This window comes from Pelagibacterium lacus (assembly GCF_003345525.1).
GTDB classification, from domain to species: domain Bacteria; phylum Pseudomonadota; class Alphaproteobacteria; order Rhizobiales; family Devosiaceae; genus Pelagibacterium; species Pelagibacterium lacus.
Window position 1 is genome coordinate 38,821 of sequence record NZ_QQNH01000010.1, and the last position, 15,792, is coordinate 54,612.

General features: G+C 66.4%; 15 protein-coding genes. 7 read left to right on the plus strand and 8 right to left on the minus strand.

Annotated elements, in window-relative coordinates; all coding sequences use genetic code 11:
• Positions 1 to 3 precede the first annotated feature (3 nt).
• From DVH29_RS09085 to DVH29_RS09095, 3 genes are all read left to right on the plus strand, one after another.
• Positions 4 to 1,107: an ABC transporter ATP-binding protein gene (locus DVH29_RS09085; RefSeq protein ID WP_114645860.1), complete on the plus strand. Its 1,104-nt coding sequence runs from the start codon at positions 4 to 6 to the stop codon at positions 1,105 to 1,107.
• Positions 1,108 to 1,229: 122 nt separating this feature from the next.
• The gene (locus DVH29_RS09090) at positions 1,230 to 2,438 is read left to right on the plus strand and encodes an acyl-CoA dehydrogenase (RefSeq protein WP_114645861.1); all 1,209 of its coding nucleotides are present in this window, start codon (positions 1,230 to 1,232) and stop codon (positions 2,436 to 2,438) included.
• A 5-nt stretch (positions 2,439 to 2,443) separates the two neighbouring features.
• Positions 2,444 to 3,595 carry a CaiB/BaiF CoA transferase family protein gene (locus DVH29_RS09095; protein WP_114645862.1) on the plus strand — a complete coding sequence of 384 codons (1,152 nt, stop codon included), beginning with the start codon at positions 2,444 to 2,446 and terminating at the stop codon, positions 3,593 to 3,595.
• A gap of 9 nt (positions 3,596 to 3,604) precedes the next feature.
• Here DVH29_RS09095 and DVH29_RS09100 read toward each other — a convergent pair whose 3' ends face one another.
• The 4 genes from DVH29_RS09100 to DVH29_RS09115 form a co-directional block, all read right to left on the minus strand.
• Positions 3,605 to 4,789 carry a GNAT family N-acetyltransferase gene (locus DVH29_RS09100; protein WP_114645863.1) on the minus strand — a complete coding sequence of 395 codons (1,185 nt, stop codon included), beginning with the start codon at positions 4,787 to 4,789 and terminating at the stop codon, positions 3,605 to 3,607.
• Between the two features lie 201 nt (positions 4,790 to 4,990).
• Entirely contained in the window at positions 4,991 to 5,419 is a 429-nt protein-coding gene (locus DVH29_RS09105) for an FKBP-type peptidyl-prolyl cis-trans isomerase (RefSeq protein WP_114645864.1), read from the minus strand.
• Between the two features lie 178 nt (positions 5,420 to 5,597).
• Entirely contained in the window at positions 5,598 to 6,305 is a 708-nt protein-coding gene (pdeM, locus tag DVH29_RS09110) for a ligase-associated DNA damage response endonuclease PdeM (protein ID WP_158541617.1), read from the minus strand.
• Complete coding sequence (locus tag DVH29_RS09115) at positions 6,280 to 8,781, minus strand: ligase-associated DNA damage response DEXH box helicase (RefSeq protein ID WP_114645866.1); 2,502 nt, start codon at positions 8,779 to 8,781, stop codon at positions 6,280 to 6,282. The genes pdeM and DVH29_RS09115 overlap by 26 nt, the downstream gene beginning before the upstream one ends.
• A gap of 92 nt (positions 8,782 to 8,873) precedes the next feature.
• Between DVH29_RS09115 and DVH29_RS09120 the strand changes: the two genes are divergently transcribed.
• The 3 genes from DVH29_RS09120 to DVH29_RS09130 all read left to right on the plus strand — a co-directional run bounded on the left by DVH29_RS09120 (position 8,874) and on the right by DVH29_RS09130 (position 11,429).
• Complete coding sequence (locus tag DVH29_RS09120) at positions 8,874 to 9,170, plus strand: DUF6460 domain-containing protein (RefSeq protein ID WP_114645867.1); 297 nt, start codon at positions 8,874 to 8,876, stop codon at positions 9,168 to 9,170.
• A gap of 106 nt (positions 9,171 to 9,276) precedes the next feature.
• On the plus strand, positions 9,277 to 10,044 hold the full coding sequence (locus tag DVH29_RS09125; RefSeq protein ID WP_114645868.1) for an SDR family NAD(P)-dependent oxidoreductase: 768 nt from the start codon (positions 9,277 to 9,279) through the stop codon (positions 10,042 to 10,044).
• Between the two features lie 50 nt (positions 10,045 to 10,094).
• Entirely contained in the window at positions 10,095 to 11,429 is a 1,335-nt protein-coding gene (locus DVH29_RS09130) for an MATE family efflux transporter (RefSeq protein ID WP_114645869.1), read from the plus strand.
• Here the strand turns inward: DVH29_RS09130 and DVH29_RS09135 are convergent.
• Positions 11,426 to 12,526: a quinone-dependent dihydroorotate dehydrogenase gene (locus DVH29_RS09135; RefSeq protein WP_114645870.1), complete on the minus strand. Its 1,101-nt coding sequence runs from the start codon at positions 12,524 to 12,526 to the stop codon at positions 11,426 to 11,428. The two genes, DVH29_RS09130 and DVH29_RS09135, sit on opposite strands and share 4 nt — an antisense overlap.
• Complete coding sequence (locus DVH29_RS09140; RefSeq protein WP_114645871.1) at positions 12,526 to 12,870, minus strand: DUF952 domain-containing protein; 345 nt, start codon at positions 12,868 to 12,870, stop codon at positions 12,526 to 12,528. The genes DVH29_RS09135 and DVH29_RS09140 overlap by 1 nt, the downstream gene beginning before the upstream one ends.
• Positions 12,871 to 13,005: 135 nt before the next feature.
• Here DVH29_RS09140 and DVH29_RS09145 point away from each other — a divergent pair, with 135 nt between their 5' ends.
• Entirely contained in the window at positions 13,006 to 13,647 is a 642-nt protein-coding gene (locus tag DVH29_RS09145; protein WP_114645872.1) for a S24 family peptidase, read from the plus strand.
• Between the two features lie 4 nt (positions 13,648 to 13,651).
• Here the strand turns inward: DVH29_RS09145 and DVH29_RS09150 are convergent, their stop codons facing one another.
• Entirely contained in the window at positions 13,652 to 14,089 is a 438-nt protein-coding gene (locus tag DVH29_RS09150; protein ID WP_114645873.1) for an SRPBCC family protein, read from the minus strand.
• 28 nt (positions 14,090 to 14,117) lie between these two features.
• Positions 14,118 to 15,761 carry a lysine--tRNA ligase gene (locus tag DVH29_RS09155; protein ID WP_114645874.1) on the minus strand — a complete coding sequence of 548 codons (1,644 nt, stop codon included), beginning with the start codon at positions 15,759 to 15,761 and terminating at the stop codon, positions 14,118 to 14,120.
• Positions 15,762 to 15,792: the final 31 nt, after the last annotated feature.

Consider the following 15,792-nt stretch of genomic DNA (forward strand, 5'->3'; position numbering starts at 1 on the left):
AATATGGCCTTTCTCGAACTGCGCGACCTCCACAAGTCCATCGGCGGCCTCGATATCCTCAAGGGCATCGACATCACGCTGGAAAAGGGCGGTTTCCTGGTTCTGGTCGGTCCCTCCGGCTGCGGCAAGTCCACTTTGCTCAACACGGTGGCCGGGCTGACCCCGGTGACCAGCGGCGAGATCGTCATCGACGGAGAGATCGTCAACGACCTGCATCCCTCCAAGCGCGACATCGCCATGGTGTTCCAGTCCTACGCGCTCTATCCCAACATGACCGTGGAGGGGAACATCGCCTTCGCGCTCGAGATGCGCGGCGTGCCCAGGCCGGAGCGCGAGGCCGCGGTGGCCAAGGCGGCGCGGACCCTCCAGATCGAGCATCTGCTCAAGCGCCGCCCCAGCCAGCTTTCGGGCGGGCAGCGCCAGCGCGTGGCGATGGGGCGGGCCCTGGTGCGCGACCCGCTGGTGTTCCTCTTCGACGAACCCCTGTCCAATCTCGATGCCAAATTGCGCGTCGAGATGCGGGCCGAGATCAAGCGCCTGCACCGCGATACCGGCGCGACCATCGTTTATGTCACCCATGACCAGATCGAGGCGATGACCATGGCGACCAAGATCGCCGTGCTCAAGGACGGAGTGCTGCAGCAGGTCGGCACCCCCGACGAGATCTATCGCGTGCCGGCCAATCTGTTCGTCGCCGATTTCATGGGCTCGCCGGCCATGAACCTGTTGCGTGGCACGGTGTCGGCCGACCGCTCTGCCATAGAGCTCGACGGCAGCGAGCCGGTGCGCCTGGCGCTGCCGCCCACGGTGTCGCGCGAGAAACTGGCCGGGGGCCAGAACGTCATCCTCGGCATCCGGCCCGAGGCGATCACCGACGAGAGCCTCCGGGACCCGGCGGCGGGGGTGGTGACCACGCTCGAACTGCCGGTCGACCTGGTCGAGCCGACCGGCTCGGACACCTATGTGGTGGCGCCGCTGGCCGGCACCGAGATCACCGCCCGCATGCGCGCCCAATCCGGCGTGGCGCCGGGGCGGTCCTTCGGGTTCGTGTTCAATCTCGACAAGGCGGTGGTCTTCGAGCCCGAGACCACCCAGCGCATCGACTGATCCGGCCCAGCCCGCCGTTCATGCGCTCCATGCATGTTCTCGTGCCAAAATAGCGCTGGCGAAGGGGCGCCCAGCCTGTATCATCACCCAAAGCCAGCCAGCATGCGTGGAATTTGCAAAAGATGACGGCCCAGACTTCGCACAAGGACAACAGCCATCCCTTCATGTGGGACGACCCGTTCCTGCTCGCCGACCAGCTCACCTCGGAAGAGCGCATGATCGCCGAATCGGCGGCGGCCTTTGCCGCCGACAAGCTGGCGCCGCGGGTCGAGGAGGACTATCTCACCGAGCCGGTCGACCCCTCCATCTTCGCCGATTTCGGCGCCTCCGGCCTGCTGGGCGTCACCATCCCCGAGGAGTATGGCGGGCTGGGCGCCTCCTATGTGGCCTATGGGCTGGTGGCCCGCGAGATCGAGCGCGTCGATTCCGGCTATCGCTCCATGATGAGCGTGCAGTCCTCCCTCGTCATGTATCCGATCATGGCCTATGGCTCCGAAGAGCAGCGGCGCAAATATCTGCCCAAGCTGGCCAGTGGCGAATGGGTCGGGTGTTTTGGGCTTACCGAACCCGATGCGGGCTCGGACCCGGGCTCGATGAAGACCCGGGCCACGAAGATCGACGGCGGCTATCGCCTCACCGGCGCCAAGACCTGGATCTCCAACTCGCCCTTTGCCGATGTCTTCGTGGTCTGGGCCAAGTCCGACGCCCATGGGGGCAAGGTGCGCGGCTTCGTGCTCGAAAAGGGCATGAAGGGCCTCTCGGCCCCCAAGATCGGCGGCAAGCTGTCGCTGCGCACCTCGGCGACCGGCGAGATCGTCATGGAGGACGTAGAGGTGGGGGAAGACGCGCTGCTGCCCCATGCGGAGGGGATGAGCGGCCCGTTCGGCTGCCTCAACCGGGCGCGCTACGGCATTTCCTGGGGCGCCATGGGGGCGGCCGAGGATTGCTGGCGCCGGGCGCGCCAGTACGGGCTCGACCGCAAGCAGTTCAACCGCCCGCTGGCCGGCACGCAACTGTTCCAGAAAAAGCTCGCCGACATGCAGACAGAGATTGCGCTGGGCCTCCAGGCCTCGCTGCGGGTGGGGCGGCTGATGGACGAGGGAAGGTTCGCACCCGAGATGATCTCCCTCATCAAACGCAACAATTGCGGCAAGGCGCTCGATATCGCGCGGCAGGCGCGCGACATGCATGGTGGCAACGGCATCCAGATCGAATATCACGTGATGCGCCACGCGCAGAACCTGGAGACCGTCAACACCTATGAAGGCACCCATGACGTGCATGCCCTGATCCTCGGGCGGGCCCAGACCGGGCTGCAGGCGTTCTTCTGAGCGCCATGGCGGGAAAATCTCCCCTTGCCGGGCTGCGCGTGGTCGAATTGGCCCGCATCCTCGCCGGGCCCTGGCTCGGCCAGACCCTCGCCGATCTGGGGGCCGAGGTCATCAAGGTCGAGAGCCCGGATGGCGACGACACCCGACGCTGGGGCCCGCCCTTCGTCGAGCGGACGGACGGCAAGGGCGGCACGGAAAAGGTCGCCGCCTATTTCCACGCCACCAACCGCTCCAAGCGCTCCATCGTCTGCGATTTCCGCAGCACCGCCGATCTCGATCGCCTCAAGGACCTGATCGCCGGGGCCGATGTGGTGATCGAGAACTTCAAGGTCGGCGGGCTGGTCAAATACGGGCTCGACTATCCCGCGCTGGCCCGCCTCAATCCCCGCCTCGTCTATCTCTCGATCACCGGCTTCGGTCAGACCGGCCCCCGCGCCAGCCAGCCGGGCTACGACTTCCTCATCCAGGGCATGAGCGGGATCATGGACCTCACCGGGGAGCCCGATGGCGAACCGCAAAAGGTCGGCGTCGCCTGGATCGATATTTTCACCGGCCTTTACGGCACGATCGGCGTGCAGGCCGCCCTCGCCGAGCGCGAGAGATCCGGGCTGGGCCAGCATATCGATCTCGCCCTGCTCGATGTGGGCATCGCGGTGCTGGCCAATCAGGGGATGAACTATCTCGTCTCGGGCACCGACCCGCGCCGGCTGGGCAATGCCCATCCCAATATCGTGCCCTATCAATTGTTCCCGGCCCGGGACGGCCATGTGATCATCGCCTGCGGCAATGACCGCCAGTTCGCGGCCCTGTGCGGCGCGCTCGGCCTCGATGTCCTGGCTAGAGACGTCCGCGCGGCGACCAATCCCGACCGCGTCCAGCATCGTGACTGGGTGTGCGCCGAGATCGCCGCCGCCACGGTGCGCCGGACCAAGGCCGAGATCATCGCGGCGCTGGAAGCGGCCGGCGTGCCCTGCGGGCCGATCAACACGGTTTCCGAAGCCCTGGCCGAACCGCAGGTCAAGGCGCGCGGCATGGAGATCGCCCCCGGCGGCGTGCCGGGGTTGCGGACGCCACTGTTCTTCTCGCGCAGCGCGCTCGATCTCGACCGTCCGGCGCCAAGGCTGGACGATGGGGCGTGGAACTGGGCCGAGGGCTGAAAAGCCCGGCTATTTCTGCCGCTTGAGCTTGAGCTTCAGGCCCTGCACGGCCCGGGCGGCGCGCCAGAGGGCAGGGGTCTGCTTGATGGCCCGCTTGCCACGACGCAGGCCGATCAGCACCGGGCGGGCGAAAAGGCCGAGGGCGGAATTGGCGATGACGATATCGTAGACGACCGTCTTGTGCGTCCAGTCGAGCTTGTAGTCGAAATCCCCCAGGCCCATGTCGAGCCCGACAATGCCCTCCCGGCGCAATTCGTCGACCAGCAGGGAGAGGGTCACCCCCATCAGCGAAAAGCGCGACGGCTCGCCATCATCGGTCGAATTGATATATTGCGAATAATGCGAGGGGCCATAGGCCCCCAGGCTCGTGGCGATGACGCGCTCGCCGGCATAGAGCGCATGGATGCGCAGGGCGGGGCGGGGCTGGGACAGGCTTTCGACGGCGAGGCGTTCGAAAAAGGCCCGGAATTCGGCCTGCGCGAAAATATTCTCAACACCCATGGCGGCAAAGCGCCGTCCGCGCTGGTCGAGGAAGATAGCGAGGAGATCGCGCACCTCCTGTTCCGATTGCGCGGCCTTGAGCCTGACCTCCCCGAACCCCTCGCTCAGCCGGCGCTGCGAGCGCTTGATATTGGTGCGCCGCTTATGGGGCAGGGCCTGCTCGATATAGGGGATATCGCCCGGCGCCAGTTCGTTGAAATAGAAATGGTCGGGGGCCGGCGCGTGCGCGAAGCCGAGTAGGGGATTGTCGCGCCCGCCGATCCGGGGCGCGACGCAATGGAAATTGACCAGATCGGCCGGCAGGCGCCGAAAGGCGGCCCGCAGCGCCTCGACGCCGAGCCGGTCGGAAAAGCCGGGATCGAAAACCGGCGCGTCGCCATTGGAGATCGGCATGCCGATCGTCTGCGCGATGCGCACGCCGAAACGGTTGACGATGTGAAAGGGAAACAGCGCGGCCGGCGCGCCATTGTGCGACAGCAACAGGACCTGCACACGCCCGGCCGGGGAAAAGGCGGCGAGATAGGCGGCGATCCAGTCGCGGCGCTGATAGGGGGTCAGGACGCCCCGGGCCTCCAGCCAGCGCCAGGCCGGGGTTGCCGCGTCGAGGCTGTCGAAGATGTCGATATCGAAATCCGACGCAAGCTCGCCGACGCTTGTCGGAGCGGGGGCCTGGGCGGGAAGGGGCATGGACATGGGGGACTATCCAATGATCTGGCGCGACGGGTTGTTTGCAACCTTATCGCTATGGCCCCTAGAAAACCCTGAACAATGGGGCGGTTCCGTGCCGCGGCTCCGGCCATCTGCCATCGTGGTAAGACGGGGGTTAATGCAGACATGAAAATGGCCCGGATCGGCATCCGGGCCATGGCTGGGCGCTGCCGTTGCAGGCAAGGCCTAGACGACTTCCACCAGCTCGACGTCGAACACCAGATCCTTGCCGGCCAGCGGGTGGTTGGCATCGACGGTGATCTCGGTCTCGGACGCATCGACGACGGTGAGGGTCATGGTGCGGCCATCGCCGCCGGTGGCCTGCAGCCGGGCGCCGATGGAGGTGTCGACCTCGTCGGGGATTTGCGAGCGGGGAACGGTCTGCACCCCTTCGGGGCGGTGCGGGCCATAGGCGTCCTCGGCCGGGATGGTGACGGTATCCTTGTCGCCGACGCTCATGCCCTGGATTCTGGCGTCGAGCCCCTTGATGATCTGGCCCGATCCGAGCTGGAATTCCAGCGGCTCGCGGCCGGACGAGGAATCGAATTGCGTGCCGTCGGTGAGGCGGCCCGTATAGTGGATGCGCACAGTGTCCCCGTGTGTGGCCTGGGTCATGCTGTGTCCTTTTTCAGCTTGTGTTTGCTCTGGGCCGTCGAGAAGGCTGGTCGATGCCAGGGAGACGGACCCGGCGAGGGGCGCGCCAATCGCTGCGGCGCGTCTACCGTCACCAATTTAGGGTGCCGGGCGTGGATGTAAACCGATGCGGGGCGGAAAACCGTGCCGGCGGGGACGATTATCCGTGGACCAGCAGATGGGCGCCGACCGGGTAGATGCGGTCGCGGCCCAGCATGGCGACCCGGAGGCGGGTGCGGTCGAACAGCCCGGCAAAGGCGGGGGAGAGGATGTTGAGGCTGCCGGTCGAGGCGCCATAGGCGGGCAGGATCAGCATCTCGTCGTCCCAGGCAAAGCAGGGCCGGCGGGTGGAGCGGCCATTGAGGGCGATCCGCGCGGCGGGATGCAGATGCCCCGCGATCAGCCCCGGCGTGCCGCGGCGCGGCTCGTGCCGCAGCGAACAGCCCGCGATGGAGATTTCCGCGCAGCACAGGCCGCCCAGCCTATGCGGCGCCGGATCGTGGTTGCCGGCGATCCAGTACCATTCGAGCGCCTCCAGCATGGCGGCGAGGCGGGTACGGTCGGCCTCGAGCAGGGTCGAGCTGCCCTCGTCGCGGTGGAAGCTGTCGCCCAGTGCGATGACCGTCTTCGCCGCGGTCTCGTCGAGATCGCGCGCCAGGCGGGCGAGGGTGAGCCCGGTGTCGTAAGGGGGTAGGAGTTGGCCGGAGCGGGCGAAGCTGGAATGCTTTTCGAGATGCAGGTCGGCGACGAGCAGCGCATCGGCCTCGGGCCAGAACAGGGCGCCCGAGAGCAGCGGCACGAAATCCTGCCCGTGGAACCGGATCACCGGTTCGGGGGTCGTGTCAGCGACGGGAAGGATGTGGGCCAAAGTCCATTGCCTCTGCGATAAGGTCTTCTGCGGCTTCCCGAAGGACGGCTTCACGCGCTTCGCCAAAGATCGGCTCCTTGCCGATGTCGAGCAAGACAGGTACCGCAAGAGGCGAGATTCGGTCCAGTCGCTTGTGGCGGATATGGCGGCGGATGCGCCGCAGGGCCGCACCCAGGCGCTCGATATCGAGCAGCCCCCTTGCCGCGTCGCGCCGCGTGGCCTCGATGAGGATATGGTCGGGCTCGTGCTGGTAGAGCACGTCATAGATGATGTCCGAGCTCATGGTGATCTGGCGCCCGCTCTTTTCCTTGCCCGGATGGCGGCGCTCGATCAGCCCCGAGATGATGGCGCAATTGCGGAAGGTGCGCTTCATCAGCGCCGATTCATCGAGCCAGGTCTCGAGATCGTCGCCCAGCATGTCCTCGTCGAACAAATGGTCGAGGGAGAGGCGCCCCGATTCGATCAGCGCTCCGAGGTCGGACGCGCACCAGATGGCCAGCGAATAGTCGGAGGCGACGAAGCCCAGGGGCTGGGCGCGGGCCCGTTCCAGCCGCCGGGTCAGGAGCATGCCCAGCGTCTGATGGGCCAGTCGCCCCTCGAAGGGGTAGCAGACCATGTAGTGCTTGTCGGCGCGCGGGAAGGTCTCGACCAGGAGGCTGTCGCTGTCGGGCAGCACCGAGGCGTAGTTCTGCAGGTCGAGCCATTCGCGCACCTGGTCGGGCAAAACGTGCCAGCCGGCCGGATCGGCGAGGATCTTGCGCACCTTTTCCGCGAGGAAGGTCGAGAGTGGGAAGCGGCCGCCCATATAGGCGGGAATCTTGGGATTGTCGGAAAACGACCGCGAGACATAGGCCTCGGTCTCCACGACGCCCTCGAAGGCGACGATCTCGCCGCCGAACATGAAGGTATCGCCCCGGACCAACTGGTCGATGAAATATTCCTCGATCTCCCCCAGCACCCTTCCGCCGCGGCCGATGGGACCGGTGGTGGCGCCCTGGCGGTTGCCGCGCGCCCGCACCAGCCGCACCTTGAGCATGGGCTCTTCCACGATGGTGCCCACATTGAGCCGGTATTGCTGGGCGATCTGCGGATTGGCGATGCGCCACAGCCCGTCCGCCGTCTTGCGCAGCTTGGCGAAGCGCTCATAGGCCCTGAGGGCGTAGCCGCCGGTGGAGACGAAGTCGAGCACCCGGTCGAATTTGGGCCGCGGCAGATCCTTGTAGGGCCAGGCGCTTGTGATCTCGGCATAGGTCGCGTCCGCATCGAGCGGATCGGCGCAGGCGAGGCCCAGAATGTGCTGGGCGAGAACGTCGAGCCCGCCGGGCAGCGGGGTCTCGCTGTCCTGCGCCCCCCCGGCCACCGCCTCGAGCGCCGCCTCGCATTCGAGCACCTCGAAGCGATTGGCGGGCACGAACAGGGCGCGCGAGGGTTCGTCGAGCCGGTGATTGGCGCGGCCGATGCGCTGCAGCATGCGCGAGGCGCCCTTGGGTGCGCCGATCTGGATCACCAGGTCCACATCGCCCCAGTCGATGCCCAGGTCGAGCGTCGAGGTGCAGACCACGGCCCGCAGCCGGTTGTCGACCATGGCGCTCTCCACCTTGCGGCGCTGCTCGACCGAGAGAGAGCCATGATGGAGCGCGATGGGCAGGCCGTCCTCGTTGATGGCCCACAGGTTCTGGAACAGCGCCTCGGCCTGGGAGCGCGTGTTGACGAACAGCAGCGTCGTGCCGTTGTGCTTGATGGTTTCATAGAGGTCGGGCACCGCATAGGCGGCCGAATGGCCGGCCCAGGGCAGCCTTTCCTCGGTCTTGAGGATGCCCAGTTGCGGCGCCGCGCCCCCCGGCGCCTCGACCAGCACCGCCGGACGCGGGGCGATGGGGGCGGCGATCCAGTCGCGCAGGACCTCCGGCTGGGCCACGGTGGCCGAGAGCGCGGTGATGGTCACCTGCGGCGCCAGCTTTGCGAGGCGCGCCACCCCCAGGCTCAGCAGGTCGCCGCGCTTGGAGGTGACGAGGGCGTGCAATTCGTCGAGCACGATGCGGCGGAGCGAACCGAACAGCCTGACGCTGTCGGGATGGCTGAGCAGCAGGGCGAGCTGCTCGGGCGTGGTCATGAGGATATGGGGTGGGGCGAAGCGCTGGCGCTGGCGACGCGAGGCGGGGGTATCCCCGGTCCGCGTCTCGATCCTGATCCCCAGCCCCATCTGGCGCACCGGATCGCCCAGATTGCGAGCGACGTCCACGGCCAGCGCCTTGAGCGGGGAGATATAGAGGGTGTGCAGCCCGTCGATCGGGTTGGCGATCAGGTCCTCGATGGAGGGGAGGAACCCGGCCAGGGTCTTGCCCGCCCCGGTGGGGGCGATGAGCAGCACCGAATTGCCGGCCCGCTCGGCCGCGAGGACCGCCAATTGGTGCGCCCGGGCCTGCCACCCCCGCGACGCGAACCAGTCCGACACGATGGGAGAGAGGGAGGTCAATCGGTCGGTGTCTCTTTAATTGGCCATGGTTGGCGCCTATGTGGCATCATTGGACAGAATCGCAATTCCCAGGAAAGCCGGCGCCCGCAATTATGGACAACCGCGATACAAATCAAAGGCCGGGATGGCTGGAAAATTTCCTTGGCGGCACGCCGGGCCGCGTCATCGTGCGGCTGATCATCATGAGCCTCGTGGTGGGTTTCCTGATGAGTGTGTTCGGTATCAGCCCCGAGGCGATCTTCCGCTCGTTCCAGGGCTTCGTCAATTCGATCTTCGACAACGGGTTCGAGGTGTTCCGCGACGCCTTCGCCTATGTGCTGACGGGCGCGGCGATCGTCCTGCCGCTGTGGTTCGTGGGACGCCTTCTGGCGGCGGGCCGGCGCAGATAGGCGGGATAAGTGCCGGGGGAGGTTGAGCAGGCTCCCCGGGCGCAATAGGATGGCGTCATCGGCTCCGGCCATATTCCTCTTTCTCTCGCCTCAAGGTTCCTCGCTCATGTCCCCGATCATCTTCATCACCGGCGCCACCTCCGGTTTTGGCGCCGCCACGGCGCGCCATTTCGCCCATAATGGCTGGAAGGTCGTCGCCACCGGGCGCAGGCGCGAGCGGCTGGCTGAACTGGAGGCCGAATTCCCCGAGATCGTGCACGGCATTGAGATGGATCTGACCGACCCGGCCTCGATCAAGCGCGCCGTCGCGGCCATCCCGGAAAACTTCCGCCCCATCACCTGCCTGTTCAACAATGGCGGGCTGGCGCTGGGGACCGGGGCCATCCCCGATGTCGATACCGACCAGTGGCAGACGATGATCGACACCAATATCACGGGGCTCCTGCACACGACGCTGGAAGTGCTGCCCCTCGTCAAAGAGGTGGGACGCGGGTCCTCGATCATCAATGTCGGCTCGATCGCCGGGCGATTCCCTTATACGGGCGGCAATGTCTATGGCGCCACCAAGGCCTTCGTGCACCAGTTCTCGATGAACCTGCGCACCGACACCATGGGCACCGGCATCCGCGTCACCTCACTCGAACCCGGCCACGCGAAATCGGAATTCACCGCCGTGCGCACCGGAGGCGATTTCGAGGCCAATGAGCGGATGTATGTGGACAACGAGCCGCTGCTGCCCGAGGACATCGCCGAGACCGTCTGGTGGCTGGCCAACCTGCCGCCGCACGTCAACGTCAATTCCATCGAGATCATGCCCGTCTGCCAGGTCCCCACGCGCCCGGTGATCCTCAAGAACAGCGATTTCCAGAGCTAGGGGCCCTGCAATCGGGTAAACAAAGCGTTCTCCACCGGGCCGATCCTGCAATGACCACCGTCCATCCCTTCCAAGTGCGCAATCGCGACGTCTGGGGCATTGCCGTGCCCGCGTCGGTGGCCTTCATCACCGAGCCGGTGGCCGGCATCATCGATATCGCCGTTATCGGGCAATTGGGCGATGCGGGCCTTCTGGGCGGCGTGTCGCTCGGCGCCTCGGCCTTCAGCGTCATCTTCGCGCTGGCCTTCTTCCTGCGCTTCGGCACGGCGGGGCTGACGGCGCAATCGGTGGGCGCCCGCGATCCGCTCGACGGGCTCCTGCACATGGCGCGGGCCATGCTGGTCGCCGCCGGCATGAGTGTCGTGCTGCTGGCGCTCTCCTATCCCATTCGGCTCGGCTTTGCCGTCGCCATGGCCCCGCCCCCCAATGCGGCCGGGGCCTTTGACGGCTATATGGGCGTGCGCATGTGGTCGGTGCCCTTCGTGCTGGTCAACTACGTGCTGCTGGGCTGGTTCTACGGTCGGGCCAAGGCCCGCACCGGCATGTGGCTGCAAATCATGGTCAACGTCACCAATGTCGTGCTCAGCATATGGTTCGTGCAGGGGCTGGGCTGGGGCGTGCCGGGGGTGGCCTGGGCGACGGTCATCGGGCAGAGCACCGCCGCCATTGCCGGGCTGGCCATCGTCCTGCGCCATTATGGCGGGCTCAACGCCATCAGGGCCAATACCAGCATGGCGGCTATGGCCGATGTCACCGCCCTGCGCCGCATGATGGGGATCAGCCGCGACCTCATCATCCGCTCGGCGGCCCTGATGGGGGGCTTTGCCTATTTCGCGGCGCAGAGCGCAAGGGTGGGCGAGGTGGAACTGGCGGCCAACGCCATCCTGTTGCAGCTCTTTTCGGTTTCGGCCTTCTTTCTCGACGGCATTGCCACGGCGGTGGAACAATTGTGCGGCAGGGCGGTGGGGGCCCGCTGGCGCCCCGCCTTCGAGCAGGCTACGCGGCTCGGGCTTGGCTGGGGCTTTGTGATCGCCGGCACGCTGAGCCTCCTGCTGTTCGTCTTCGGCGGGCTGGCCATCGATCTGATGACCACCAGCGAACCCGTGCGCGACATGGCGCGGGTCTATCTGGTCATGGCGGCCCTGACCCCGCTCAGCGGCATGCCGGCCTTCGTCTATGACGGGATCATGATCGGCGCGACGCTCAACGTCACCATGCGCAACGGCATGCTGATCTCGCTGGCCGCTTTCCTCGCCACGGCGATGATCCTCCAGCCGCTATTGGGCCTGTGGGGCCTCTGGATCGCCATGCATGTCCTGCTGCTGACCCGGGCCGGCATCTATGCCTGGGCCATCGGGCGGCGCAAGGATGAGATCTTCGCTTAGAGCGCGCCGCGGCCCTCGGCCCAGTCGGCGACCGCCGTGCCGGTGAGGCCGGAGACCGATCCGAGCCCCTGTGCGGCGATCGCCTGGCTGAGCCCGGACTTGATCTCCTCGATCATTTCCAGTCCGCCGAACACCAGCGCCGAATAGAGCTGGACCACATTGGCGCCGGCCTCGAACTTGGCGATGGCGCTTCGGGCCGAATGGACGCCACCCACCCCGATGATGGGGAAATCGGGCCCCAGCCGCAGGCGCATCTGCGCGAGGCGCCGGGTGGCGAGGGCAAAGAGCGGGCGGCCCGACAGCCCGCCGGCTTCCGTTGCGTTTTCCTGGCCCGCCACCGCGTCGCGCGCGATGGTGGTGTTGGAAACGATCAGGCCGTCGATGCCGCTGGCCAGGACGATGCGGGCGATATCGTCCATCTGGGGTTCGTCGAGGTCGGGGGCGATCTTGAGCAGGATGGGCGTCTGCCGCCCTTGGCCGGCGCGGGCCTCGGTCACCGCGCCGAGCAGGCGCCGCAGCGCGTCCTCGGCCTGGAAATTGCGCAGGCCCGGCGTATTGGGCGAGGAGACGTTGACGGTGAGATAATCGGCCAGGGGGGAGAAGGCGACGACGCCCTTGACGAAATCGGCGACGAAATCGGCGCTGTCCCGGTTGGCGCCGATATTGACGCCCACCACGCCGCCCGGCGCCCGCCCGGCCAGGCGACGGGCCACCGCGTCATGGCCGTCATTGTTGAAGCCCATCCGGTTGATGACGCCCATGGACTGGGGGAGCCGGAAGACCCGTGGTGCCGGATTGCCCCGTTGCGGCAAGGGCGTGACCGTGCCGATCTCGACACATCCCAGGCCCATCCGCATCAGGGGATCGGGGACCTCGGCATTCTTGTCGAAGCCCGCCGCCATGCCGATGGGATTGGAGAGGTCGAGGCCGAGGAAACGGGTGGCGAGATTGGCCGGATCGGCGGCGCCGGCCGGCACCAGGCCGAATTTGAGCGCGTTGAGCGTCGCCTTGTGGGCCGTCTCGGCTTCCATCCTCAAAAGGGAGTCGCGGGCAAATTTCTGCAGCGTGGCGTGACGGAGGAGATCGCCCAGCGCCATCAGACAAGCTCCGGCAGGTCGAAGCCGCCATCGGCGCGGGCATTGAGGACATGTTCGGCGATCACCGCCGAAAGCGGCAGCGGCGCATAGAGATGGGGGAAGAGCTGCCCGCCGCGCGAGGGTTCCCAGGCGAGCTCCTGCGGCAGCAAGGCGGGATCGACGGTGGCCAGCACCAGTCCGGATTGTCCCCGATAGTGTTTGTCGAGCGTTTCGGCCAATTGTGCGGCGGTCGAAAAATGGATGTAGCCATCGGCCAGATCGACCGAAGTGCCGAGCAATTGCCCGTCCTCCCGGGCCCGGTCCCAATCGGCACGCGAGGCAATTTTGTAAATGAGGGGGGCCATGACCGATCCTTTCGCCGGTGCGGGTCTAGATCGGAACGGCCCCGCTGCCAAGGGCGGAAATGACTTTACAATCACGTGATCGTGTAATAGGACTTGTTTCCATAAGAAAAGACTTCTTTCCTTTCGGACGCGCCGATGCTCTCTCACCTCGCCATATGGGAAGCCCTTGACGCCCTTGCGGAGCGGCATGGCCTGTCGACATCGGGACTGGCCAAGCTGGCCGGGCTGGACGCCACGGCGTTCAATCCCTCCAAGCGGATCAGCAAGGACGGGCGCGAGCGCTGGCCCTCGACGGAGTCGATCGCCAAGGTCTTGCAGGCCACCCAGGAATCCTTCGATACGTTTCTGTCCTCCGCCGTGCCCTATGCGCAGGCATCCGGAACGGCGCCGGGTCGGACGGTGCCGCTGCTCGGCTTCGCCCAGGCCGGGTCGGGCGGCTATTTCGACGCGGCGGGCTTTCCGGCCGGGCAGGGCTGGGACGAGGTGAAGTTCCCCGGCCTGGGGGATGGGTCGGCCTATGCCCTTGAAGTCACCGGGGATTCCATGCAGCCGCTCTATCGCGACGGCGACATCATCATCGTCTCGCCCACCGAGCAATTGCGGCGCGGGGACCGGGTCGTGGCGCGCACCGCCGAGGGGGAGGTGATGGCCAAGATCCTCTATCGCCGCACGGAAAAGCAGATCGAGCTGCATTCGATCAATCCCGAGCACCCGCCCCGCCTGTTCCAGCCCCAGGAGATCGACTGGATCGCCCGCATCCTGTGGGCCAGCCAGTAGGCGGTCAGGCCAGCGCCTCGGCCAGCAGATCGAGCCAGGCGGTCCAGCCCTGCCGGGTCGCTTCGATCCCCTCGTCATCCATGGCTTCCCCTTCCCACGCATTGGTGAAGGTGAGTTCGGTGCGGTTGGCATCGAGCGGGCGCAGCTGGATGGTGATGGTCTCGTTCGTATAGGGATTGTCCTGCGGCGCTATCTGGGCGGCCCCGAAGGTCATGACGATTTTCCGGTCGGCAATCAGTTCGAGATAGCGTCCTTCATGGACGAATGTGCCGCCCTCTCCGTCGTCATTGACAAACCGATAGGAACCGCCCACTCGCACATCGGCCCGCTCGACCTGCCCCACCCAGGTGCCCAGCCGGTCCGGATCGGTCCAGGCCGCATAGACATCCTCTGCGGGGGCCTCGAAGGTCCGCACGATCGACACCGAATGGTTGTTGCTCATTTTGGCTCTCCTCCTGCCGGGGGACGTATTATGCCTTGGCCAACTCGCCGCTGAGCGCCCGCTCGATGAGCTTGCGGGTGTTTTCGATGCCGTAGAGCGCGGCGAAGGAGCCGAAGCGCGGTCCGCGCTCCTGCCCGATCAGCACCTGGTAGAGCATCTGGAAAAAGGCGCCGGACACCCCCGGCCCACCGCTCGGGCCGAGGCGCTTGTGGTCCTGATAGCGCTCGATCTCGCGCGCCACGTCGAGCGCCGCGTTCTGGATGGCCTCGCCATCGGCGTCGGCCGGCAGCTGGCCGAAGGCGTCCGACAGCGCCTCGAGCGCCTGGCGCTCCACCGCGTCGGGGGCGCGATAGGACTTTTTGACGAAATCGCGGAAATAGCGCATGGCATAGCCGACCAGCACGTCGAGATGCGGGTGGCTCTGGGGCGTCGTCCCCGGCGCATAGGCCGAGATATAGCCCCACATGACGTCCGCGCTCTCGGGATTGGAGGCGGTGGCGAGGTTGAGCAGCAGCGCAAAGCTCACCGGCATGTCGACGGCCGGCGGCCGGCCCGAATGGATGTGGAAGGTGGGGTTTTCCAGCAGCTGGGCCGCATCCTCGGCCTGCGCCTTGGCGGCGAAGCTGTAATATTCGTCCACCGCCTTGGGGATGACGTCGAAATAGAGCCGCTTGGCTGTCCGGGGCTTCTGGAACATGAACAGCGCCAGGCTCTCCGAGGAGGCATAGGTCAGCCATTCGTCGATGGTGATGCCGTTGCCCTTGGACTTGGAGATCTTCTGGCCTTCCTCGTCGAGGAACAGCTCGTAGACGTAATGCTCGGGCGGGGTGCCGCCGAGAATGGAGCAGATGCGGTCATAGATCGCCTGATTGGTCTGGTGGTCCTTGCCGAACATCTCGAAATCGACCCCCAGCGCCGCCCAGCGCATGCCGAAATCGGGCTTCCATTGCAGCTTGACGTTGCCGCCGGTGACCGGCAGCGTCACGTCGCGCCCGTCCTCGTCTGCGAAGGTCACCGTGCCGTCCTTGGCGTTGACCTCCTTCATCGGCACATAGAGCACCCGCCCCGAGACCGGGGAGATCGGCAGGATGGGCGAATAGGTCGCCTGCCGCTCGGCGCCGAGCGTGGGCAGCATCACCTCCATGATGGCGTCATAGCGCTCCAGCGCCCGCAGCAGCATGGCGTCGAACTTGCCGGACGTATAGTATTCGGTGGCCGAGGCGAATTCGTAGTCGAACCCGAAAGTGTCGAGGAAACGCCGCAGCATGGCGTTGTTGTGCGCGCCGAAGCTGGGATATTCATTGGTCCAGGGATCGGGCACCGCCGTCAGCGGCTTTTGCAGATAGGGCTCGAGCGCCTCGCGGGACGGCACGTTGTCGGGGATCTTGCGCATGCCGTCCATGTCGTCGGAAAAGCAGATCAGCCGCGTCTTGATGGCGTCGCCTGTCAGGAGCCGGAACGCGGTGCGCACCATGGTGGTGCGCATCACCTCCCCGAAGGTGCCGATATGGGGCTTGCCCGACGGACCGTAGCCAGTCTCGAAGATCACTTCGGATTTGCCGAGCCTTTCGGCCCGCGCCACCACCTTGCGCGCTTCCTCGAACGGCCAGGCGCGGGCGCCGGTCGCGGCTTCGATGGCGGAAGGGTCGAGCGGGGGCAGGGTCTGGGACACGAAAAGGCCCGTCCTTTGGCAAGGGGTGTGG